This is a genomic window from Enterobacter sp. Crenshaw (genome assembly GCF_024734705.1).
In the GTDB taxonomy this organism is placed as follows: domain Bacteria; phylum Pseudomonadota; class Gammaproteobacteria; order Enterobacterales; family Enterobacteriaceae; genus Enterobacter; species Enterobacter asburiae_B.
Genome location: NZ_CP102932.1, coordinates 1,650,925 through 1,673,202 on the forward strand (window position 1 = coordinate 1,650,925; position 22,278 = coordinate 1,673,202).

Annotated in this window: 24 protein-coding genes, 2 tRNA genes and 2 other RNA genes; 16 read left to right on the top strand and 12 right to left on the bottom strand. The window is 53.4% G+C overall.

What is annotated here, in order from left to right; genetic code table 11:
* Window positions 1-343: 343 nt before the first annotated feature.
* Complete coding sequence (gene putP / locus NWV12_RS07740; RefSeq protein ID WP_048979079.1) at window positions 344-1,852, top strand: sodium/proline symporter PutP; 1,509 nt, start codon at window positions 344-346, stop codon at window positions 1,850-1,852.
* Window positions 1,853-1,968: 116 nt separating this feature from the next.
* Entirely contained in the window at window positions 1,969-2,388 is a 420-nt protein-coding gene (locus NWV12_RS07745) for a DUF3574 domain-containing protein (RefSeq protein WP_048979080.1), read from the top strand.
* Window positions 2,389-2,458: 70 nt separating this feature from the next.
* Here NWV12_RS07745 and NWV12_RS07750 read toward each other — a convergent pair whose 3' ends face one another.
* A complete protein-coding gene (locus NWV12_RS07750) occupies window positions 2,459-3,643 on the bottom strand; it encodes a NupC/NupG family nucleoside CNT transporter (RefSeq protein ID WP_032658070.1) in 1,185 nt (394 codons plus the stop codon).
* Between the two features lie 251 nt (window positions 3,644-3,894).
* Between NWV12_RS07750 and efeU the strand changes: the two genes are divergently transcribed.
* The 4 genes from efeU to phoH all read left to right on the top strand — a co-directional run bounded on the left by efeU (window position 3,895) and on the right by phoH (window position 8,474).
* The gene (gene efeU, locus NWV12_RS07755) at window positions 3,895-4,728 is read left to right on the top strand and encodes an iron uptake transporter permease EfeU (protein WP_048979081.1); all 834 of its coding nucleotides are present in this window, start codon (window positions 3,895-3,897) and stop codon (window positions 4,726-4,728) included.
* 40 nt (window positions 4,729-4,768) lie between these two features.
* Window positions 4,769-5,896, top strand: a complete 1,128-nt coding sequence (efeO, locus tag NWV12_RS07760; RefSeq protein WP_048979082.1) for an iron uptake system protein EfeO — start codon at window positions 4,769-4,771, stop codon at window positions 5,894-5,896.
* Between the two features lie 5 nt (window positions 5,897-5,901).
* On the top strand, window positions 5,902-7,185 hold the full coding sequence (gene efeB / locus NWV12_RS07765; protein ID WP_033145174.1) for an iron uptake transporter deferrochelatase/peroxidase subunit: 1,284 nt from the start codon (window positions 5,902-5,904) through the stop codon (window positions 7,183-7,185).
* A 500-nt stretch (window positions 7,186-7,685) separates the two neighbouring features.
* A complete protein-coding gene (gene phoH, locus NWV12_RS07770) occupies window positions 7,686-8,474 on the top strand; it encodes a phosphate starvation-inducible protein PhoH (protein ID WP_024908976.1) in 789 nt (262 codons plus the stop codon).
* A gap of 186 nt (window positions 8,475-8,660) precedes the next feature.
* Here phoH and NWV12_RS07775 read toward each other — a convergent pair.
* The 4 genes from NWV12_RS07775 to NWV12_RS07790 all read right to left on the bottom strand — a co-directional run bounded on the left by NWV12_RS07775 (window position 8,661) and on the right by NWV12_RS07790 (window position 10,810).
* Window positions 8,661-8,798, bottom strand: a non-coding RNA gene (locus tag NWV12_RS07775) — RtT sRNA.
* A 228-nt stretch (window positions 8,799-9,026) separates the two neighbouring features.
* A tRNA-Ser gene (locus NWV12_RS07780) sits at window positions 9,027-9,114 on the bottom strand.
* A gap of 137 nt (window positions 9,115-9,251) precedes the next feature.
* Window positions 9,252-9,929: an isochorismatase family protein gene (locus NWV12_RS07785; RefSeq protein ID WP_048979238.1), complete on the bottom strand. Its 678-nt coding sequence runs from the start codon at window positions 9,927-9,929 to the stop codon at window positions 9,252-9,254.
* Window positions 9,930-9,949: 20 nt separating this feature from the next.
* A complete protein-coding gene (locus NWV12_RS07790) occupies window positions 9,950-10,810 on the bottom strand; it encodes a pirin family protein (RefSeq protein ID WP_048979239.1) in 861 nt (286 codons plus the stop codon).
* 109 nt (window positions 10,811-10,919) lie between these two features.
* Here NWV12_RS07790 and NWV12_RS07795 point away from each other — a divergent pair, with 109 nt between their 5' ends.
* Window positions 10,920-11,825: a LysR family transcriptional regulator gene (locus NWV12_RS07795; RefSeq protein ID WP_048979240.1), complete on the top strand. Its 906-nt coding sequence runs from the start codon at window positions 10,920-10,922 to the stop codon at window positions 11,823-11,825.
* Window positions 11,826-11,972: 147 nt separating this feature from the next.
* Here the strand turns inward: NWV12_RS07795 and NWV12_RS07800 are convergent.
* Together NWV12_RS07800 and NWV12_RS07805 are read right to left on the bottom strand one after the other, a co-directional pair.
* Window positions 11,973-12,110: non-coding RNA, RtT sRNA (locus NWV12_RS07800), on the bottom strand.
* Window positions 12,111-12,155: 45 nt separating this feature from the next.
* Window positions 12,156-12,243 (bottom strand) — tRNA-Ser (locus NWV12_RS07805).
* Between the two features lie 232 nt (window positions 12,244-12,475).
* Between NWV12_RS07805 and ghrA the strand changes: the two genes are divergently transcribed.
* The 4 genes from ghrA to NWV12_RS07825 all read left to right on the top strand — a co-directional run bounded on the left by ghrA (window position 12,476) and on the right by NWV12_RS07825 (window position 15,391).
* Window positions 12,476-13,414: a glyoxylate/hydroxypyruvate reductase GhrA gene (gene ghrA / locus NWV12_RS07810; protein ID WP_048979206.1), complete on the top strand. Its 939-nt coding sequence runs from the start codon at window positions 12,476-12,478 to the stop codon at window positions 13,412-13,414.
* Between the two features lie 84 nt (window positions 13,415-13,498).
* The gene (locus tag NWV12_RS07815) at window positions 13,499-14,236 is read left to right on the top strand and encodes a phosphatase (protein ID WP_033145179.1); all 738 of its coding nucleotides are present in this window, start codon (window positions 13,499-13,501) and stop codon (window positions 14,234-14,236) included.
* Window positions 14,237-14,257: 21 nt separating this feature from the next.
* Complete coding sequence (locus NWV12_RS07820) at window positions 14,258-14,812, top strand: molecular chaperone (RefSeq protein WP_033145180.1); 555 nt, start codon at window positions 14,258-14,260, stop codon at window positions 14,810-14,812.
* Window positions 14,813-14,908: 96 nt separating this feature from the next.
* The gene (locus tag NWV12_RS07825) at window positions 14,909-15,391 is read left to right on the top strand and encodes a DUF1097 domain-containing protein (protein WP_074399111.1); all 483 of its coding nucleotides are present in this window, start codon (window positions 14,909-14,911) and stop codon (window positions 15,389-15,391) included.
* 43 nt (window positions 15,392-15,434) lie between these two features.
* Here the strand turns inward: NWV12_RS07825 and csgG are convergent, their stop codons facing one another.
* Genes csgG through csgD form a run of 4 tightly spaced genes read right to left on the bottom strand, consistent with a single transcriptional unit; the run spans window position 15,435 to window position 17,776 of the window.
* Window positions 15,435-16,268, bottom strand: coding sequence for a curli production assembly/transport protein CsgG (gene csgG / locus NWV12_RS07830; RefSeq protein WP_025755858.1), 834 nt, complete (start codon window positions 16,266-16,268; stop codon window positions 15,435-15,437).
* Between the two features lie 26 nt (window positions 16,269-16,294).
* Window positions 16,295-16,708 carry a curli production assembly/transport protein CsgF gene (gene csgF, locus NWV12_RS07835; protein WP_008500846.1) on the bottom strand — a complete coding sequence of 138 codons (414 nt, stop codon included), beginning with the start codon at window positions 16,706-16,708 and terminating at the stop codon, window positions 16,295-16,297.
* A gap of 23 nt (window positions 16,709-16,731) precedes the next feature.
* Window positions 16,732-17,121, bottom strand: coding sequence for a curli production assembly/transport protein CsgE (gene csgE, locus NWV12_RS07840; RefSeq protein WP_033145182.1), 390 nt, complete (start codon window positions 17,119-17,121; stop codon window positions 16,732-16,734).
* A 4-nt stretch (window positions 17,122-17,125) separates the two neighbouring features.
* Window positions 17,126-17,776, bottom strand: a complete 651-nt coding sequence (gene csgD, locus NWV12_RS07845) for a biofilm master transcriptional regulator CsgD (protein ID WP_021240790.1) — start codon at window positions 17,774-17,776, stop codon at window positions 17,126-17,128.
* Window positions 17,777-18,547: 771 nt separating this feature from the next.
* On the opposite strand from csgD, the gene csgB reads away from it, so the two are divergent.
* The 5 genes from csgB to ymdB all read left to right on the top strand — a co-directional run bounded on the left by csgB (window position 18,548) and on the right by ymdB (window position 21,025).
* Window positions 18,548-19,003: a curli minor subunit CsgB gene (csgB, locus tag NWV12_RS07850; RefSeq protein ID WP_048979207.1), complete on the top strand. Its 456-nt coding sequence runs from the start codon at window positions 18,548-18,550 to the stop codon at window positions 19,001-19,003.
* A gap of 41 nt (window positions 19,004-19,044) precedes the next feature.
* Complete coding sequence (gene csgA, locus NWV12_RS07855; RefSeq protein ID WP_033145184.1) at window positions 19,045-19,497, top strand: curli major subunit CsgA; 453 nt, start codon at window positions 19,045-19,047, stop codon at window positions 19,495-19,497.
* Between the two features lie 61 nt (window positions 19,498-19,558).
* Window positions 19,559-19,891 carry a curli assembly chaperone CsgC gene (csgC, locus tag NWV12_RS07860; protein WP_033145185.1) on the top strand — a complete coding sequence of 111 codons (333 nt, stop codon included), beginning with the start codon at window positions 19,559-19,561 and terminating at the stop codon, window positions 19,889-19,891.
* Between the two features lie 164 nt (window positions 19,892-20,055).
* The gene (locus NWV12_RS07865; RefSeq protein WP_047648111.1) at window positions 20,056-20,376 is read left to right on the top strand and encodes a type 1 fimbrial protein; all 321 of its coding nucleotides are present in this window, start codon (window positions 20,056-20,058) and stop codon (window positions 20,374-20,376) included.
* Between the two features lie 106 nt (window positions 20,377-20,482).
* Window positions 20,483-21,025: an O-acetyl-ADP-ribose deacetylase gene (gene ymdB, locus NWV12_RS07870; protein WP_023311113.1), complete on the top strand. Its 543-nt coding sequence runs from the start codon at window positions 20,483-20,485 to the stop codon at window positions 21,023-21,025.
* Window positions 21,026-21,058: 33 nt separating this feature from the next.
* Here ymdB and mdoC read toward each other — a convergent pair whose 3' ends face one another.
* Window positions 21,059-22,198, bottom strand: a complete 1,140-nt coding sequence (gene mdoC / locus NWV12_RS07875) for a glucans biosynthesis protein MdoC (protein WP_039261736.1) — start codon at window positions 22,196-22,198, stop codon at window positions 21,059-21,061.
* Between the last annotated feature and the right edge of the window lie 80 nt (window positions 22,199-22,278).

The following is a 22,278-nucleotide window of genomic DNA, read 5'->3' on the forward strand; positions in this document are numbered from 1 at the left end:
GTTAAATGTGACCTGGTTTGCAACCCGGAAAATGAATGGATTGTTAACGAATGGTTAGCTGGTAAAACGCGCTGGCTTTTGTGCGGGAAGCCTGGTTTTATGCGGTAGTTAACACTTTTCAAAGGTGCAACCCGTAAAAACGTGAGCGAGTGCAACCTATAGGAAACTCGTATCAAACCGGGGATGAAATTGATGTAAATGCAGTGTTAAATCGTTTGTCAGCGGAAGGCGCATACGGCAGGATAGCGCGCCCAACCGAAACACAAGATACATTCACCTCGTTCCGGTGATCATATAACAAGGCAGCCCGGATGGTTGTCGCTCGACATTTTGGAGAATTTGAATGGCTATTAGCACACCGATGCTGGTGACATTTCTCGTTTATATTTTTGGCATGATCCTGATAGGGTTTTTGGCGTGGCGTTCTACAAAGAACTTTGACGACTACATTCTGGGCGGACGCAGTTTAGGCCCAATGGTGACCGCACTCTCTGCGGGCGCCTCCGACATGAGCGGCTGGCTGCTGATGGGGCTGCCCGGCGCGATTTTCATCTCCGGTATCTCTGAAAGCTGGATCGCCATCGGCCTGACCGTCGGCGCGTGGATCAACTGGAAGCTGGTGGCAGGCCGTCTGCGCGTGCATACCGAGGCCAACAACAACGCCCTGACGCTGCCGGATTACTTCACCGGACGTTTTGAAGATAACAGCCGCATCCTGCGCATTATCTCTGCGGTAGTTATCCTGCTGTTCTTCACCATTTACTGTGCCTCCGGCATCGTGGCCGGCGCGCGTCTGTTCGAAAGCACCTTCGGCATGAGCTACGAAACCGCCCTGTGGGCCGGTGCGGCGGCGACCATCCTCTATACCTTCGTGGGCGGGTTCCTGGCGGTAAGCTGGACCGATACCGTGCAGGCGAGCCTGATGATCTTCGCCCTGATCCTGACTCCGGTGATTGTGATTTTCACCGTTGGCGGCTTTGGCGAATCGCTGGAAGTGATCAAGCAGAAGAGCATCGAAAACGTCGACATGCTGAAAGGGCTGAACTTCGTGGCCATCGTCTCCCTGATGGGCTGGGGCCTGGGCTACTTCGGTCAGCCGCATATCCTGGCGCGCTTTATGGCGGCGGATTCTCACCACACCATCGTTCATGCCCGTCGCATCAGCATGATGTGGATGATCCTGTGTCTGGCAGGGGCGTGTGCGGTCGGCTTCTTCGGCATCGCGTACTTCAACAACAACCCGGCGCAGGCGGGCGCGGTGAACCAGAACGCCGAGCGCGTGTTCATCGAGCTGGCACAAATTCTGTTTAACCCGTGGATTGCCGGTATTCTGCTCTCCGCAATCCTGGCGGCGGTGATGTCTACCCTGAGCTGCCAGCTGCTGGTCTGCTCCAGTGCGATCACCGAAGACCTCTACAAAGCCTTCCTGCGTAAAAACGCGAGCCAGAAAGAGCTGGTGTGGGTAGGGCGCTTTATGGTGCTGCTGGTGGCGCTGATTGCCATCGCGCTGGCGGCCAACCCGGAAAACCGCGTGCTGGGCCTCGTGAGCTACGCGTGGGCGGGCTTCGGTGCGGCGTTTGGTCCGGTCGTGCTGTTTTCCGTCATGTGGTCACGTATGACCCGTAACGGCGCGCTGGCGGGGATGATCATCGGTGCGCTGACCGTTATCGTCTGGAAACAGTTCGCGTGGCTGGGCCTGTACGAAATCATTCCGGGCTTCATCTTCGGCAGCATCGGCATCGTGGTGTTCAGCCTGCTGGGTAAAGCCCCGTCTGCCTCCATGCAGAAACGCTTTGCTGAAGCCGACGCGCATTACCACACTGCGCCGCCGTCTAAGCTCCAGGCAGAATAATTTTTCTCGCAGCACAATGCAGGCCGGGTGAGCGCAAGCGCACCCGGCTTTTTTCTTGCCAAAATCCGTAATTTCCTGTGATATCCCTGTGCTTATAACAATGAGGATAGCGAAGCATGACAATCAAAACAGGGGTAATGGCAGCGGCACTATTGATGCTCGCTGGCTGCACGGCGCCATCGCAACATGCGGCGGTGGAGACCTGCAAGGCGGATAACCAGATGCAGCAAACCACGCTCTATTTCGGCTTAAATCGTCCTGCCGGGGCGCAAATCACCAGCAACGAGTGGCAGCAGTTTGTTGACCAGGACGTGACGCCGCTTTTCCGCGATGGCTTAACGGTGTTTGACGCGCGCGGGCAGTGGCTGGGGAACGACGGGAAAGTGGCGCGTGAACCCAGCAAAGCGCTGATGCTGATCCACGGTAAGGATGCGCAGAGCGAGAAGAACATCGAAGCGTTACGCGGGATTTATAAATCCCGCTTCGCGCAGGAGTCGGTGATGCGCGTCGACCAGCCGGTGTGCGTGCAGTTCTAATAAAAACGGCGGGAAATCCCGCCGTTGTTGTTTTGTAGGCCGGGTAAGCGAAGCGCCACCCGGCATTGCATCAGAGCACTAACCCCGCAAAGCTCGCCGACAGCAGGCTCACCAGCGTCGCGCCGTACACCAGACGCAGACCAAACCGCGACACCACGTTCCCCTGCTGCTCGTTCAGGCCCTTAATCGCCCCGGCCACAATGCCGATGGACGCGAAGTTCGCGAAGGACACCAGGAAGACGGATAAAATGCCCAGCCCGCGCGGGGACATCTGATGAGCGATTTTTTGCAGCTCAATCATCGCCACAAATTCATTCGCCACCAGCTTGGTTGCCATAATACTGCCCGCGTTTAAGGCATCGCTCAGCGGAATACCAATAAGCCATGCCAGGGGATAAAATACATAGCCCAGGATCTGCTGGAAGCTCATGCCAAATACGCTGGAGAAGAGGGCGTTAACGGCGCTAATAAGTGCGATAAAGCCGATCAGCATAGCCAGAATAATCATCGCCACCTTAAAACCGGCCAGAATATACTCGCCGAGCATTTCGAAGAAGCTCTGCGATTCATGCAGTTTTTCCAGCTTGATATCCGGCTCCGCTTCCGGGCGCGCCGGGTTGATGACGGAGAGAATAATAAAGGTGCTGAACATGTTCAGAATCAGCGCCGCGACGACAAATTTGGCGTCGAGCATGGTCATATAGGCGCCGACAATCGACAGGGAGACCGTCGACATGGCCGTGGCCGCCATGGTGAAGAGACGACGAGAGGAGAGATCGCCCAGCACGCCTTTGTAGGCAATGAAGTTTTCCGACTGGCCGAGGATCAGCGAGCTCACCGCGTTAAAGGATTCCAGCTTGCCCATACCGTTCAGTTTTGACAGCAGCGTGCCGATGACCCGAATAAAAATCGGCAGGATCCGCCAGTGCTGAAGAATACCAATCAGCGCGGAAATAAAAATAATCGGGCAGAGCACGCCGAGGAAAATGAACGCCAGCCCTTTTTCCCCCATTCCGCCAAAGACGAAATTGGTCCCTTCCGAAGCAAATTTCAGCAGCGACTCAAAGAAGCCGGAAACATATTTAATCAGGAATAACCCGCTTTCGGCGTGCAGGAAAAAGAACGCCAGCGCAATTTCAATAACAATCAGCTGTAAAACATAACGAATGCGAATTTTTCGGCGGTCGAAACTTACCAGCCAGGCAAGCGCGAGAATAATGACCAGCGCCAGCAGGAAATGGACAATTTTAAACATAATTAATTTTCACCAGGTGTTTGAGGCGGATATTTAGCCACAGCCCCGTACCAGCGTAAATGGGCATTTTCGTTATAACTTATAAACCTGAACGTAACGTATGTAACTATTACCAGACTCGGCGTTTACAACTCGTCATCAAAACACCACACATTTCGCTTGTGTTTCTTTTCGCCGTAATGATAATCACTATCACAAGAATTTACCTTTCTTTGCATCAGTTGACCGCGATAAACATTTAAGGTGTCGGCATGTTTGTTCCATTTCTCATTATGTTACGTGAAGGGCTTGAAGCTGCCCTTATCGTGAGTCTCATCGCCAGCTATCTGAAGCGAACCCAGCGCGCACGCTGGATTGGCGTCATGTGGGTCGGGGTATTCCTTGCCGCGGCACTTTGTCTGGGCCTCGGTATCCTCATCAACGAAACCACCGGGGAGTTCCCGCAGAAAGAGCAGGAGCTGTTTGAGGGGATCGTCGCCGTAATTGCGGTGGTGATCCTGACCTGGATGGTGTTCTGGATGCGTAAAGTCTCCCGTAACGTGAAGGTGCAGCTGGAGCAGGCGGTGGATAACGCCCTGCAAAAGGGCAATAACCACGGCTGGGCGCTGATCATGATGGTCTTTTTTGCCGTCGCGCGTGAAGGCCTGGAGTCCGTTTTCTTCCTGCTGGCGGCATTTCAGCAGGACGTGGGGATCTGGCCGCCGGTTGGCGCGATGCTCGGGCTGGCAACCGCCGTTGTGCTCGGCTTTCTGCTCTACTGGGGCGGTATTCGCCTGAACCTGGGCGCCTTCTTCAAGTGGACCAGCCTGTTTATTCTGCTGGTGGCGGCAGGGCTGGCGGCAGGGGCGATTCGCGCCTTCCACGAGGCGGGCCTGTGGAACCATTTCCAGGACGTCGCGTTCGACCTCAGCAACGTGCTCTCCACGCACTCTCTGACCGGCACCCTGCTCGAAGGTATCTTCGGCTATCAGGAAACGCCGAGCGTCAGCGAAGTGGCGATGTACTTTATCTATCTGGTTCCGGCGCTGGTGCTGTTCGCAATGCCGCCGCGTACCGGCACGCAGGCGTCGCGCGTTACGCCATAATTTTTGTTTTAGTTACAACATACTTTTAAAGGGAAGAGTCATGGCAATTCAGTTCCGTCGTAGTGCGTTATGCGCAGGCATTGCCGCGCTGTTCGCTTCTGCATTCTCTGCCTGGGGCGCGGATGTTCCTCAGGTCAAAGTCACCGTCAATGATAAGCAGTGTGAGCCGATGACCCTCACGGTGAACAGCGGCAAAACCCAGTTCATTATTCAGAACCACAGCCAGAAGGCGCTGGAATGGGAAATCCTGAAAGGGGTTCTGGTGGTGGAGGAGCGTGAAAACATCGCCCCTGGCTTCACACAGAAGATGACCGCCAACCTGCAGCCGGGCGAGTATGAGATGACCTGCGGCCTGCTGACCAACCCTAAAGGGAAGCTGATCGTCAAAGGTGAAGCGACGGCCGATGCGGCGAAAGGCGCTGCGGTGCTGAGCCTGGGCGACGCGATTACGGCATATAAAGCCTATGTCACGAAAGAGACGGCGGACCTGGCGGCGGCAACCAAAGCCTTTACCGATGCGGTGAAGGCCGGTGACATCGAAAAAGCGAAATCCCTGTATGCACCAACCCGTCAGCACTACGAGCGCATCGAGCCGATTGCCGAACTGTTCTCTGACCTTGATGGCAGCCTTGATGCCCGCGAAGACGATTACGAGCAGAAAGCCGCCGATCCGAAATTCACCGGTTTCCACCGTCTGGAAAAAGCGCTGTTTGGCGACAACTCCACCAAAGGGATGGAGAAATACGCCGAGCAGCTGAACGGCGACGTGCTGGAGCTGCAAAAGCGCATCAGCGAGCTGGCCTTCCCGCCGTCAAAAGTGGTGGGCGGCGCGGCTGGTCTGATTGAAGAAGTGGCCGCGAGCAAAATCAGCGGCGAAGAAGATCGCTACAGCCATACCGATCTGTGGGACTTCCAGGCCAACGTCGACGGCGCGCAGAAAATTGTTAACCTGCTGCGTCCTCAGCTGCAGAAAGAGAACGGCGAACTGCTGGCCAAAGTGGATGCCAACTTCAAAAAAGTCGACACCATTCTGGCGAAGTATCGTACCAAAGACGGGTTTGAAACCTACGACAAGCTGACCGATGCCGACCGTAACGCGCTGAAAGGCCCGATTACCGCCCTGGCGGAAGATCTCTCTCTGCTGCGCGGCGTACTGGGTCTGGACTAAGCACGATGAATAAGCATAACGAGAACGATGTGGTTGAGCCTTCACGTCGTCGATTGTTAAAAGGAGTAGGGGCGCTGGGGGGCGCTCTTGCTCTGGCCGGTGGCTGTCCGGTAGCGCATGCGGCGAAACCGCAGAGCGCGCCCGGCACGCTGTCACCCAATGCCCGCATGGAGACGCAGCCGTTTTATGGCGAGCATCAGTCGGGCATCCTGACGCCGCAGCAGGCGTCCATGATGCTGGTGGCCTTTGATTCGCTGGCCAGCGATAAAGCCGATCTGGAGCGCCTGTTCCGCCTGCTGACGACGCGCATCGCGTTTCTCACCGCCGGTGGACCGGCGCCCGATACGCCGAACCCGCGTCTTCCGCCAATGGACTCCGGTATTCTGGGGCCGTTTATCGCCCCGGATAACCTGACCATTACCGTTTCGCTGGGTGAATCGCTGTTTGACGCGCGCTATGGGCTGGCAAAACAGAAGCCGAAAGCGCTGCAGAAAATGACGCGTTTCCCGAATGACTCCCTGGACGCGGCGCTGTGTCATGGCGACCTGCTCCTGCAGATTTGCGCCAATACTCAGGACACGGTGATCCACGCCCTGCGCGATATCATCAAGCACACGCCGGATCTGCTGAGCGTGCGCTGGAAGCGGGAAGGTTTTATCTCGGACCACGCCGCCCGCAGTAAAGGGAAAGAGACGCCGGTGAACCTGCTGGGCTTTAAGGACGGTACGGCCAACCCGGACAGCAGCGATGCGGCGTTGATGAAAGACGTGGTATGGGTGACGGCGGATCAGGGCGAACCGGCGTGGGCGGTGGGCGGCAGCTATCAGGCGGTGCGGATTATCCAGTTCCACGTGGAGTTCTGGGACCGCACGCCGCTCAAAGAACAGCAGACGATCTTTGGTCGCGATAAGCAAAGCGGCGCGCCGCTCGGCATGAAGAACGAGCATGACGTGCCCGACTACGCCAGCGATCCCAATGGCGATACCATCGCGCTGGACAGCCACATTCGTCTGGCTAATCCGCGCACCAAAGAGACGCAGTCCAGCCTGATGATGCGTCGTGGCTACAGCTATTCGCTCGGCGTGACCAACGCCGGTCAGCTTGATATGGGCCTGCTGTTCGTCTGCTATCAGCACGATCTGGAAAAAGGCTTCCTGACCGTGCAGAAGCGGCTCAACGGCGAAGCGCTGGAAGAGTACATTAAGCCCATCGGCGGCGGCTATTTCTTTGCCCTGCCGGGCGTGCGCGATCGGAACGCGTACCTCGCTCAAGGTCTTATTGAAGCCTGATAATTGTCCCCGCAACCGTTCGCGGGGACATTATTTTTTCATATGACTATCCTCCTGTTATATTTCTGTAATATTTCTATATGAGACTGATTTCACCTGTAGGGACAGTCTTAAAAGTTGCATTCAGGTAAAATAAATGTTGCATTTATGATAACTCCTGATGTACTTAAGATAAGACAGCGGTAGTTCCCGGCAGTGATGCTGAATCACTATGGAGATCGCGAATGGTTGCGTCCTGTACTGGACAAGGTAAACATAACAACCGCAGCACCCGGCGCGGAGGCTCAGACTCCGGCAGCGATTTCCTCACCACTAAATTCTCCCCCCTTCCTCAAGAATCTGATTCGACCGACGTGCAGAACGGTGCGCGTAGCTGTTCCGTATCGTTATCCGATAAAGCAAGCAATGGCTTACAAGGAAGCCAACCCTCTGATGTTCGTGCGCATAATCGTGCCGAAGCTGGCGCGTGTGATGAATACCAACAACTCAAGGTGCTATCCATGGGAAGACAAAAAGCAGTGATCAAAGCTCGTCGCGAAGCAAAACGTGTGCTGAGACGGGATTCACGTAGCCATAAACAGCGTGAAGAAGAATCGGTCACCTCGCTTGTGCAGATGAGTGGCGTAGAAGCAATTGGCATGGCCCGAGACAGCCGTGATAATTCTCCAATTGTGGCGCGCAATGAGGCTCAGGCGCACTACCTGAATGCTATCGAGAGTAAACAGCTCATCTTTGCAACCGGTGAAGCCGGATGCGGGAAAACCTGGATCAGTGCAGCCAAAGCGGCGGAAGCGCTGATTCATAAGGATGTGGAGCGCATTATTGTTACCCGTCCTGTACTGCAGGCTGATGAAGATCTCGGCTTCCTGCCCGGAGATATTTCGGAGAAGTTTGCTCCGTACTTCAGGCCCGTCTATGACGTGCTGGTGAAGCGACTGGGTGCATCCTTTATGCAGTACTGCCTGCGACCAGAGATTGGCAAGGTGGAAATCGCGCCGTTCGCCTATATGCGCGGACGTACATTTGAAAATGCGGTCGTCATTCTTGACGAGGCTCAGAACGTGACCGCTGCGCAAATGAAGATGTTTTTAACGCGCCTCGGGGAGAACGTGACGGTTATCGTTAACGGCGATATTACCCAGTGTGACCTGCCATCCGGCGTGAAATCCGGGCTGAGCGACGCCATGTCACGTTTTGAGGAAGATGAGATGATTGGGGTGGTACGCTTCACTAAAGAGGACTGCGTGCGTTCAGCGCTCTGTCAGCGCACGCTGCAAGCGTATTATTGAGTTTGCTGTTGTGTTCAAGGCCCGGGAAACCGGGCTTTGTTTTTTGTGCTTTTTATCCCAGAGGGGCAGGGGGAGGGGCTCAGGCCGCACCGGGCTGCATATAGCAGCGGGGGATTCTCATCCCCCCAGAGGTGTGCAACATGCGAAAAAAAAGCCCGCATTTTCATGCGTGCTCTTCTTTAAAGATGGCGGTGAGGGGGGGATTGACTCGCTTCGCTCACCCTGCGGGCAGACTGTTCGCAACGCTCTCAGTCTGTCCAACTGGCTGTCGCCAGTTGTCGAACCCCGGTCGGGGATTCTCATCCCCCCCGCAGGCGTGCAACATGCGAAAAAAAAGCCCGCATTTTCATGCGAGCTCTTCTTTAAATATGGCGGTGAGGGGGGGATTGACTCGCTTCGCTCGCCCTGCGGGCAGACTGTTCGCTACGCTCTCAGTCTGTCCAACTGGCTGTCGCCAGTTGTCGAACCCCGGTCGGGGGATTCTCATCCCCCCAGAGGTGTGCAACATACGAAAAAAAAGCCCGCATTTTCATGCGAGCTCTTCTTTAAATATGGCGGTGAGGGGGGGATTCGAACCCCCGATACGTTGCCGTATACACACTTTCCAGGCGTGCTCCTTCAGCCACTCGGACACCTCACCATATTGTTTTGCTGCCTGACCGCTTGGGGGGCAACGGGGCGCTACTATAGGGAGTTGCGCTAACACGGTCAAGCAGATTTTCTGTATTCGTGCTCGTTCGGTTAAGCCTTAATCAGCTCTTGTCGCAGCACGGGTTATTAACGCTGTGAATCGAGCACTTCGCTGTTTTTAACTACTTCCTGTGCTTTGCCGTAGCTTTCGATCAGCAGCTGGTAAGCCGGGAAGATGTGGGTATACACCTCAGCCCACTCGGCTGCGTCCTCACGGTTCCAGGTTCTCTGGATCTCAGAGGCCACCGCCGCCGTATCCATCGGAACCACACCGGCCTGCATCACGCGCGCCAGGGTGACCTCCTGCGCCATTTTGCTGTAGGTGCCGGAGGCATCAATCACCGCAAACACCTTATAGCCGTCCGCCACCGCGCTGATTGATGGGAAGGCCATGCAGACGCTGGTGATTGTACCCGCAATAATCAGCGTCTTGCGCCCGGTCGCTTTGACCGCCGCAACAAACTCCGGGTTATCCCAGGCGTTGATCTCGCCTTTACGGGCAACATACTGCGCATGCGGCGCGTTGGCGTGGATCTCCGGGATAAGCGGTCCGTTCGGTCCCTGCGGGACGGACGCGGTGGTGATCACCGGGATCTTCGCCAGAGTCGCGATTTTTGCCAGCGCAGCCGCACGGGCGCGCAGTTCCGGCATTGGCATATCCCCAACGGTCTGGAACAGACCGCTCTGGTGATCGATAAGCAACATCACCGCATCGTTCACATCAATAACCGGACGTGCGCCATTAAAATTCGCAGGTGTAGACATTATCTTCTCCTTTATTAATTTCAGATCTGGCCGAAGCGGCCGGAATTAAAATCACGAATGGCTTCGTTGATTTCGCTTTTACTGTTCATCACAAACGGGCCATAGCCCACGATGGGTTCATTCAGCGGCTCGCCGGCCATCAGCAGCACTTTGGCATCGCTGTTCGCCTCCAGGTGCAGTTTGTCGCCTTCCTGACTCAAAACGACCAGCTGGGCTTCACCCGCCTGCGTTGTACCGTTCACCGTAATGTTGCCTTCAAGCACGACCAGCGCGGTGCTCCAGCCTTCGGGCTGATTGAGCGTCAGATGGCTTCCCAGGTTCAGCGCGATGTCCCAGACGTTGAGAGGTGAGAAGGTGTGCGCCGGGCCGGTTACAGCCTCGTAGCGACCGGCAATAACCCGCAGCGAACCGCTGTTATCCGGTAGCGTCACGATCGGGATCGCATCCTTCGTCATGCTCTGGTAGCCCGGTGCCGCCATCTTGTCTTTGGCCGGCAGGTTGACCCAAAGCTGCATCATTTTCAGTTCTCCGCCTTTCTGCGAGAACGCGCTGGAGTGGAACTCCTCGTGCAAAATGCCTGCACCTGCCGTCATCCACTGCACGTCGCCGGGGCCAATGACGCCGCCTTTGCCCGTGGAGTCGCGATGCTCTACTTCACCGGAATAGACGATGGTGACCGTTTCAAAACCCCGGTGAGGGTGTTGGCCTACGCCGCGTTTCGCCCCATCTGCCGGAAAGGTGTACGGGCCCGCGTAGTCCAGCAGCAGGAACGGGCTCAGCGGCTCGCCGTGGGTTTGGTAAGAAAACATCGAACGTACCGGGAAACCATCGCCAACCCAGTGCTGGCGGGGAGCGGTATAAACGCCTGTTACGTTTTTCATGATTAACTCCTGATGTTCTGTTGATGTAATTAGCTTATATTCAGAGTTAATACTCCGGTAGATAGTGAAAATGGCATTCACTGTTCTGAAAATGGAACGATGAGGATTTATGCAGGATCTCAATGACTTCGTCTGGTTTGTGAAGGTGGTGGACTACGGCGGCTTTGCGGCGGCGGGAAGGGCGCTTGATCTGCCAAAGTCCAGGCTAAGCCGCCGGATAGCGCAGCTGGAAGAACGCCTTGGCGTGCGGCTTATCCACCGAACAACCCGACAGTTTACGGTGACCGAGGTCGGGCAGACCTTCTACCAGCACTGTAAAGCGATGATGGTGGAGGCCGAGGCCGCGGAGGAAGCCGTTGCGGCACTGCAGGCTGAACCGCGCGGTGTTGTCAGAATTACGTGCCCGATAACTCTGTTGCATGTCCACGTGGGTCCGATGCTGGCCAGATTTATGGCGCGCTACCCCGGGATCAATCTTCAGCTTGAGGCGACCAACCGGCGGGTAGACCTGGTGGGAGAGGGGGTTGATATCGCGATCCGCGTACGCCCGCGTCCGTTTGATGACAGCGATCTGGTATTAAGGGTGCTGGCTGACAGGGGACATTGTCTGGTCGCGGGTCCGGCGTTGATTCAACGCATGGGAGAACCCGTCGTGCCGTCTGAACTCAGTGCCTGGCCCGGGTTAAGCATGAACGAGGGGAAACATATTCATAAATGGGAGCTGTCCGGTCCCGGAGGTGCCAAAGCGGAGATCCATTACCATCCTCGATTGATCACCACCGACATGCTGGCGCTACGTGGAGCTGCCATGGCAGGCATCGGCGTGGTGCAGCTGCCGATTTTGATGGTTAAGGACCAGCTGGCGACGGGGGAACTGGTACGGGTGCTCGACGCATGGGAACCCAGACGGGAAGTGATTCATGCTGTTTATCCTTCGCGGCGCGGCCTGCTGCCGTCCGTCAGGACGCTGGTGGATTTTCTGACCGAAGAGTATGCGCGGATGGTGGAAGAATAACACTTCCCTCTCCCCTGGGGAGAGGGGCAGGGTGAGGGGCTCAGGCCGCACCGAGCTGCATATAGCAACGGGGGTTCTCATCCCCCCCTTTACGGAGAATATAAAAGAAAAAAGCCCGTACTTTCGTACGAGCTCTCATCTTAAATATGGCGGTGAGGGGGGGATTGACTCGCTTCGCTCGCCCTGCGGGCAGCCTGTTCGCTGCGCTCTCAGTCTGTCCAACTGGCTGTCGCCAGTTGTCGAACCCCGGTCGGGGGTTCTCTTCCCCCCCTTTTCGGAGAATATAAAAGAAAAAAGCCCGTACTTTCGTACGAGCTCTTATCTTAAATATGGCGGTGAGGGGGGGATTCGAACCCCCGATACGTTGCCGTATACACACTTTCCAGGCGTGCTCCTTCAGCCACTCGGACACCTCACCATATTGTCATCCCGTTGTTGCCGGGACGGGCGCTAATGTAAGGAAAAGCCGAACTGCCGTCAACTCACTTTTTCAGTAATTTAGCGCGTTTAGACAAACTTCAGGCAACATGATTCTTAAATGTGCTGAAAGCGTCTTTTTTATCAGCAACACAGTCGCGCTATAAATTTGTTATGCTGACCGTCCAGTGAAAAAGCAAAATAAATCAGCGCAATAAAAGGCAGGAATGACTATGGATATACTTTTCTATCACCCAACGTTTGATACGGCATACTGGATCAAGGCGCTTTCGGCGGCGTTACCCGGCGCACGCGTTCGCGAGTGGAAGCGTGGCGATAATGAACATGCTGACTATGCGCTGGTCTGGCATCCTCCGGTAGAAATGCTCCAGGGCCGCAAGCTGAAGGCCGTTTTTGCCCTGGGAGCCGGCGTGGATTCCATTCTGAGCAAACTGAAGGCACATCCTGAAATGCTGCCGGAAGATGTCCCCCTTTTCCGCCTGGAAGATACCGGAATGGGCCAGCAAATGCAGGAATATGCCGTGAGCCAGGTGCTGCACTGGTTCCGCCGCTTTGATGATTATCAGGCCTTTAAACAGCGAGCCCACTGGGAGCCGCTGCCGGAGTACCATCGCGAAGACTTTACGATCGGCATACTCGGTGCGGGCGTGCTGGGCTCAAAAGTGGCCGAAGCGCTTGCCCCGTGGGGATTCCCGTTGCGCTGCTGGAGCCGCAGCCGCAAGGATTATCCGGGCGTTGAGAGTTTTGCCGGAACGGATGAGCTTCCTGCATTCCTGAAAGGGACACGCGTGCTTATTAACCTGCTGCCAAACACGGCGGAAACGGTAGGGATCATCAATGAAGCCCTGCTCAATCAGCTCGTCGATCAGAGCTACCTGATGAACCTGGCGCGCGGGGTCCATGTCGTGGAAGGCGATCTGCTGAAGGCGCTGGACAGCGGAAAGCTAAAAGGCGCCATGCTGGATGTCTATAGCCGTGAGCCGCTGCCCGCGGAAAGCCCGCTGTGGGCGCACCCGCGCGTGGCGATGACCCCGCACGTGGCTGCCGTGACGCGTCCGGCAGAAGCGGTGGCGTATATATCCCATACCATCAGCGAAATGGAAAAGGGTAACGCGGTCACCGGACAGGTCGACAGACAGCGCGGCTACTGAGAGAAACCCGGCGTTCGCCGGGTTTTTGCTAATATTCGCCGCTGATAACTGCTATCCTTTGGAAAAACCGCAGAGGAGAGAGAGATGTATCCCGTTGACCTGCATATGCACACCGTCGCCAGCACCCACGCGTATAGCAACCTCCATGATTATATCGCCCAGGCGAAGCTTAAAGGCATCAAGCTGTTCGCGATCACCGATCATGGCCCGGACATGGCGGATGCGCCGCACTACTGGCATTTTGTGAATATGCGGATCTGGCCACGCCTGGTGGACGGCATTGGGATACTGCGCGGCATTGAGGCGAACATCAAAAATACCGACGGTGAGATCGACTGCACCGGCCCGATGCTGACATCTCTTGACCTTATCCTCGCCGGTTTTCATGAGCCGGTTTTCCCGCCTCAGGATAAAGACACCAACACCGCGGCGATGATTGCCACCATTGCCAGCGGCAATGTGCACATTATCAGCCACCCCGGTAACCCGAGGTATCCGATTGATATTCAGGCTGTCGCGCAGGCGGCAGCGAAGCACCGCGTGGCGCTGGAGATTAACAACTCCTCTTTTGTGCACTCGCGTAAGGGCAGTGAAGCCAACTGTCGCGAAGTGGCTGCCGCCGTGCGTGACGCAGGTGGCATGGTGGCGCTGGGCTCAGACTCTCATACCGCGTTTACGCTGGGCGATTTCAGCGAGTGCCTGAAAGTGCTGAATGATGTTAACTTCCCGGAAGCGCAAATCCTGAACGTGACCCCACGCCGCATGCTCGATTTCCTCGAGTCGCGCGGAATGGAACCGATAGCCGAATTTGCCGATCTTTAATTGTGTAATGGAATCATAAAAATGAACGAGTTTTCCATCCTCTGCCGCGTGCTGGGTACGCTCTATTATCGCCAGCCGCAAGACCCGCTGTTGGTTCCGCTCTTTACGTTAATTCGTGAAGGCAAACTGGCGCAGAACTGGCCGCTGGAACAGGATGATTTACTGGAACGTCTGCAAAAAAGCTGCGACATGCAGCAGATCGCGACGGACTACAATGCGCTGTTCGTCGGCGATGAGTGCCGCGTTTCGCCATACCGTTCAGCCTGGCAGGACGGGGCAACGGAAGCGGAAGTCCGCGCGTTCCTCTCCACGCGCGGTATGCCGCTGAGCGATACGCCAGCCGATCATATCGGTACGCTGCTGCTGGCGGCGTCCTGGATCGAAGACAACGCCGGTGATGATGAGAATGAAGCCATCGAAACCTTGTTCGAAACGTACCTGCTGCCGTGGGTCGGGACATTCCTGGGTAAAGTCGAAGCGCATGCCACCTCGCCGTTCTGGAGAACGCTGGCCCCGCTGACCCGCGACGCTATTGCGGCAATGTGGGATGAGCTGGAAGAAGAGAACGAGGAGTGATTTAGATCACATAAATTCTGCAACTCAACATTTCAACTTGCACGTAATGTGCTTCTGATCTCATTTCTATAGTGCGCATCTGCTAAGATGCGCGCCATGAATATATTACTTTGTATCGCACTAACGACAGGTATTCTCTCCGGGCTCTGGGGATGGGTAGCCGTGTCTCTCGGATTGCTCAGCTGGGCCGGGTTCCTCGGCTGCACCGCCTATTTCGCCTGTCCGCAGGGGGGCGTCAAAGGGCTCTTTATCTCTGGCTGCACGCTGATGAGCGGTGTTATCTGGGCGCTGGTGATCATGAAGGGCAGCGCGCTGGCGCCACATCTGGAGATGCTGGGGTACGTCATGACGGGTGTCGTTGCCTTTTTAATGTGCATCCAGGCTAAGCATCTGCTGCTTTCATTTGTGCCGGGGACCTTTATGGGGGCGTGCGCGACCTTTGCAGGGCAGGGTGACTGGAAGCTGGTGGTTCCCTCCCTGGCGCTGGGGTTGCTGTTTGGCTATGCCATGAAAAACAGCGGTCTTTGGCTGGCGTCGCGACGGGGAAAAGCGCAAAACATCACTGCGGTGAGCGAATAAAAAAAGGCGAGATAATCATCTCGCCTTTTTTATGCGCTTCCTGTCAGGATTCCGGAGGGACTGACATATCGCGGTATTTCACCAGTATCGGGTTCTGCACGTCTGCTTTGTTTTGCAGATCCCACAGCCCGCGGTCAATACCGTCGTTGATTAAGAAGATCACGCCGGTTTCAATGGCTGACATCAGGCACATCATGACCGGCTCGTTAGAGGTGTAGCCAATTTCACCTTCCAGCAAACGCTGGTAATCGATGAAGCGGAATACCCCAGCCTGCACTTCATAAGACAGAATGGTTTTGCTGGTGTTCACCGAAGAGAGCACTTCGCCTGTACTGACGTTAACCACACGCAGGTTGACGGCGATTTGGTCAAGCTGGTACTGGGTATCCGCACCGATACCGAAGTAACGAGCTCCTGCACCACCCGACTTAACGTTACTTTCGTAGCCAATAATCGATCCTTCGATCATCACGTTCGCTGCCGCCAGAGATTGCAGAGGCATGCGGTTATTGTCCGCGACGGTGCCATTTTCCTGAGCGGCACGAATGATTTTGCGTTCATTCAACAGGTTCTGGAGCCCCTGACGTTCCAGCGGAATAAACCAGTGCGAATCCTTGAGCGCGGTAACCAGCATGGCGGTGGCGCTTTGCGGCACAGCCGTGGAGAAGTTACTTGCCGGGTAAGGTTTAAATTGCCCGGTTTCATCCTGAATGTTGTATACGGAGACAAATATTTTCCCCGTAGGTGAAGGTAAATGCGTTAAATCGCGATAACTCTGGGCCCGAGGCATTAATGTCGGTTTTGCAGCTTCTTTAGGTGGAGCAGTTAAACAACCGCTCAATAAGCACACTGCAACAAATATCAGGAAGCGCTGCATGATCGTTGTCCTTATTTAGCTATTGTTTAAAAGTCAGTTGAATTACTTTGTAGACCGGAAACCTGAATAGTGGAGATTCTTCCGGTTTTACGATCGGTCACGTTCAACTGAAGCTGTCCGTCAGTATTGGCGATATCAACGATAAAGTCGTTGGTCACCATGCGGCCGGGTTTACCGGTATTAATGTTGGTCAGTAACCCCCCTAAAATCTGCGACTGAATAGCTTGAGTGAAGTTGTCCAGTGCGGACGGGGTATCAACGCTAAAATCCTTTAAGCTGGGATCCTTATAGGAGTTTTGCGCCTGGGCTTCGTTCAACAGGAACGCGCCGTTATTAGGGTTACCGCCAAAGTTAGGGTTACGGAACTGAAACGTCATGTTTCCGGCCCAGCTTATGGGTGTTATCAGCATTATCGAAACAACTGCATATGCAATACGCATGACAGCCTCCGCATATCGGTTCGCTAGAACTCGTCTTTTGCTAAATCGCTGGTGCTTAATAGGGCTTTATCTATTTGCAGGCGATTAATAGCGTCTTCTGATTGTGCCAGTGCTAAGGCTACGTTTTTATCGAAGTCTATTTTGGTCGGGAATAAAAACGTTTGATAAATAACGTACTGATTAGCCGTTATTGTTATCCAACTTCCCCATCGTGCACTGGGCCGCTCGTTGATTGTTATATTTCCGGTGTAGGTACTGTCCCATTTGTCACTGAAGGCGCGGTAAAAACTGTGCCCGACCGATGAGACAGTGTGGTCTGTTAACAATCCGGGAACTTCGACCTCGACGGCCTTCAGATTCCCGGCAGCGAGCAGGAAACTCGCTGCGGCGATCCAACTCAACGTGCGCTTCATGTGATTAACGCCTGAGGTTATCGTTTGCCCACGAAACAGCCTGAGTTCGGTTTTTAACAGCTATCTTCTTGAAAAGATTATAAAGGTGCGTCTTTACCGTATTTTCGCTGATAAATAACGAACGGGCGATTTCAATATTTGAAGCACCAATGCGTAACTTGTTCAGGATCTCTTTCTCACGGTGCGTGAGCAGCGCGGACTCTGAACTGTTATAGCGATAATTTCCGGAGTGCGTGATGAGATAGCTGGCAAGCTTTTGCGAAAAATAACACTCTCCGCGCAATATACCTTGCAGCCCCTCTACCACCCGGTCTTCTTCTTCCGTGACGTAGAATACGCCATTGATATGCGGCCAGCTTTCAATATCTCTGAAAGGATATTCATCAGGCGTATTCAACAATAGCACGCGGATATTATTGTTTTTCCTGCTTAAAATATCTTGCCAGTAATGGATAAGCTTTTTATCAGCTTCCATCATATCGAAAAGAATGATGCTGCCAGGTGCAATATCATCAAAAGAACGTTGAATATTATGCAATTTCCCGTTCAGTGATAAAGATTGCTTTAAATGTTGTAATAACGCTGTCGCTTGCAAAGAAGGTTTTGTGATCAACAGTAATGTATGACCATGTAAACTATGGACTTCATTATACATGATGAAACCCCACTTTTTTTTGGCACCTGGCACCTGGCAGCTGTCCTCCTGTTTATTAGAGGACACCAGAAGTACTGACAGATGTTGCACTGCTGTGTGTAGAATCAGACCATAACCTCCACAGGGAGGTAAATATAAAACCAATTTCGTACATCTAATTTCAATCTAGCTTTTACGAAGTTTAAAGCAAGTGTTAAACGTGTAACAGAATGTAAAAATCAATATTAATTTGTGAAAACTGCTTGTTGTTAATGGTAATAATTGATGAAAAAGTTGTACATATAAATAGATGTGCACAGATTTTAAAAATCATACAAATATTTTTATATGATTGATTTTTGAGGTTATTTCTTATTTTTACGCAGCAGTAATTAAGTATGAGTTTCAGATTATTTCTAAGCCCATGAATGGGCTACTGCCTGGCTTAAGAAAACAGGCGTCGTGTCACGCACTGAGAAAAATGATCTCCAGCCGTTACGTTTAAACAACGCGGGATGACGCCTGGACAGCCTTCATCCCGTTGTACAACCCGATCGCAAGACCTGCTTAATAAAAAATATAAGCTGACCTGATTAAAGTGATTTTTGATGTAAATTACGACTTTGTGGTGAGCCGATAAATAAAAATAAGCCGCGCGGGTGAGATATTTAAAATGTTTCAGCGGACATACTCTTCACCGTAACGACGCGTTAACACAATACGAGTCGTTTTAACAAGTAGCATTGTTATAGGGTTATGGCATGATTAAATAGCCAGGTCCAGGGTGACAACATGAAAAACACATCGTTAATTATGATGTTTACATTACTGGGTGCGCCTGGATTTGTAACCGCAGCGAATTCAGATTTGGCAAATGCTGAATATAACTTTGCGGTTAACGAATTAAGTCTTTCATCACTCAATCAGGCAGCCATTATTGGTCAACGGGGCGTTTTCAATAACGCTGAGGTTAGCCAGGACGGTTCAAGACTCTTATCCATTGTATCTCAGGATGGGGCGGGTAACAGAGCGAGAGTTGATCAATCAGGGAGTTACAATTTAGCCTGGATCGATCAGAGCGGTAACGGGAATAATGCAGGTATTACGCAAGATGGATACGGTAATAGCGCGAAAATTATCCAGAAAGGGTCGGGTAATAGAGCAAATATTACGCAGTACGGTACGCAGAAAACCGCAGTTGTAGTGCAGAAACAGTCGCAAATGGCGATTAACGTTATTCAACATTAGCGCGTTCGCGACGACTTTAATCAATCCGATGGGGGTTTACCATGAAATTTATCAAAGTGGCAGCACTTGCAGCAATCGTAGTTTCTGGTAGTGCTATGGCGGGTTCTATTAATCAGGGCGGATGGGGTCATGGACATGGTCATGGTGGAAACAGTGGCCCAAATTCAACTCTGAATATTTATCAGAACGGTGGCGGTAACTCCGCGGTTGCCCTGCAGACAGACGCCAGAAATTCCGTCCTGAATATTAGCCAGACCGGCGGCTTTAACGGTGCTGACGTTGGTCAGGGCTCTGATGACAGTAAAATCAACCTGACCCAGAAAGGTTTTGGCAACAGTGCGACACTTGATCAGTGGAACAGTAAAAAATCCGTTATGAACGTTAGCCAGTCCGGCGGCTTTAACGGTGCACTCGTAGACCAGACTGCGTCCAACTCGACTGTTAACGTTACCCAGATCGGTTTTGGTAACCACGCGTCAGCTCATCAGTACTGATACTGAAATCTGTGCTACAAAAAAACAGGGCATCAGCCCTGTTTTTTTTCGGGAGTTCATCATGAATACCTTAATTCTACTCGCCGCGCTTTCCAGCCAGATAACCTTCAAAACGTCACAGCAGGAAAATATGACCACCATTGTTCCTCAGGTCACTCTGGCGCAGTCGTGTGATTGTCAGGTTCAGATTGTTTCTGTGCGAGAAGGGCAGGGGGGACAAAGTTCTTCCCGGCAGCAAAACACACTTTTTATACCCGCTAATCAGACGATTGATTTAATGCGCCTGAGTTTAAATATTAATGCGGGAGACACGGTAAAAATCGTTGTCACCGTTTCAGACGGTAAATCGCTGCATTTATCACAACAGTGGTCGCCAGCGGAGCGCTCGCTCTAAACGTTCATAAAATCAATAGGTTGAGAATGTGGCGGGTCTGTGCCGTTGAGCTATGCTGATATCAGGGACCAGGTCGTTATGTTCCGTAACGTGAAACTTCGTTTGCAATAATAAATGAAGCGCGTTTACCCCTCATGGACGATTTTCATTGAGGAGTACCTATAATGAACAACTATTTTGCTCGACTCGTGGCAGGTCTGGGTCTGGTCGTTTCTGCTTTGAGTATCCCGGCTTATTCGGCCACGGTTGTTGACGGCGGTGTCATTCATTTTCGCGGTGCCATTGTCGCCGACCCCTGTGAAGTCACTCCCCAGAAGCAACAGTTTGCCATGTCATGTCCAGATAATAACCGTATGCAAACGCGTATGGTCAGCTATGAAGAGGCGCTTAACGGGAAAGTGAGCGACTCAAACGTGGCAACGCTCAATATGAAATACCTTAATCCTGAAAAAACGCTCGCGGTTGTTGAAATCCAGTATCGCTAATGCGCGCTCTCCCGCCCTGCGGTGGATGAGGATTTTTTCTGATAGTTTTTTCTCCCGGTCTCCTCTGCGATACACTTAAGAAAATGGCGGGTTGCAGAGGGGCTTTATGAAACCGCAAATTGAAATTATTCATGGCGATATTACGACAGTGCACGTCGACGTTATCGTCAATGCGGCCAATCCCTCCCTGATGGGGGGAGGCGGCGTGGACGGGGCTATCCACCGGGCTGCCGGACCGCAGCTGCTGGAAGCCTGTAAAACCGTGCGGCAACAGCAGGGCGAATGTCCTCCCGGTCACGCGGTGATTACGCTGGCGGGCAATCTGCCTGCGAGAGCGGTAATTCACGCGGTAGGGCCGGTCTGGCATGGCGGTGATCAGCACGAAGCGAGTATTCTGGAAGAGGCTTACCGGAACTGTCTGCGACTGGCCGCCGACAACGGTTATAAAACGATGGCATTTCCGGCTATCAGCACCGGCGTGTATGGTTACCCTAAGGCCGCTGCCGCAACGATCGCCGTTGAAACGGTTTACCGCTATTTGTCGCTAAAACCGCTGCCAGAGAAGGTGATTTTTGTCTGTTTCGACGACGACACCACGCATCTTTATCAGCGGCTTCTGACTCAGCGCAGACAAGAACTGGAGAGCTGATGCAAACGCGGCGCATCTGATGCGCCGCGTGATTTATGAGGCTTTTGCCTGTGGTTTTCCTGAAAAGAGGAAGCGCAGGAGCGGGATCCGCAGATGGATTTCGTAGAGTACGATTGCAACCCCTACAACAAACACCAGCCCGGTAAAGAAGCCCAGCGTGTTGGAGGCGATGTGCGGTGTGATGTAAGCCCCGAAGAAAAGCGTCAACGGGTGATGCACCAGATAGATAAACAGTGACGCATTAACGAAGTAGGTCACGCGGCTGGACTTAAAGTTCAGCAAGCGGTGGCCCAGCGCGAATACGACGTTCACCATCCACAGCCCCAGCAGCATAGTGATCACGCTTTCCGTTTCATACATCCAGGCGTCGCCGCTGCCGTAGCGCTGATTCAGCAGATAGGCCGCGAACGCGAGGCTTGCCCCCAGCGCGCACCACGGTGACGGGGTGACAAACAGCGATTTAAGCTTCGGATGAATAAAGGCCAGCGCGCCGATTAAAAAGAACGGAATGTAGAACAGGGACTGCATCACCACAAAATTAAATAACCCGTCGCTCAAAATCGGCGGATAGACGATAAGCAGCGTCCGTCGCACGGCGGCATAGGCAATCCCCAACAGCAAGAAGAGCACAGACAGTTTGCCCATCGTAACGTTGGCGAAGAAGGTGTCGGCTTTTGTACTCAGACGGTGGCGCAGGCGGCTGAAAATCAACAGGCTCACCGTTGTGAGCACCACCAGCACCAGCAGGAACCACAGGTGAGACACCAGCTCCCAGACCAGCGTATTGTACTTTTCATACAGCGTAAGGTTCGGCCAGTTCTCCGCTTTGCCTTTGACATATTGCAACATAATGAACTGAGGCAGCGTCAGCAGTGGTATTGCGGTCAGCATGGGGATCCCCACGCGCTCTACGCGCACTTTCCACCAGCGCTTGAGCGGGTATCGCAGAAACAGCATGTAAGAAAAATAGCCGGATATGACGAAGAACACCTGCATACGGAAGGCGTGAATAAAGTCATTAAACAGCGTCAGCCACCAGGAGGGCATCTGGCTATTCACATGCCAGGTGTGGCTGGAGTAAATCAGTGAAATGTGAAAGGGGATCCCCAATAGCATCAGCCAGGCCCTGATCGAGTCGAGGAAATATTCACGTTCTGTTGGTGTTGTGCTCATATAACGTTGTGCATTCTCAGACTTTTCGTCTTATCCCTAAGACTCATAATGGTTACATTCGAAGCCAACCCTACACCAAG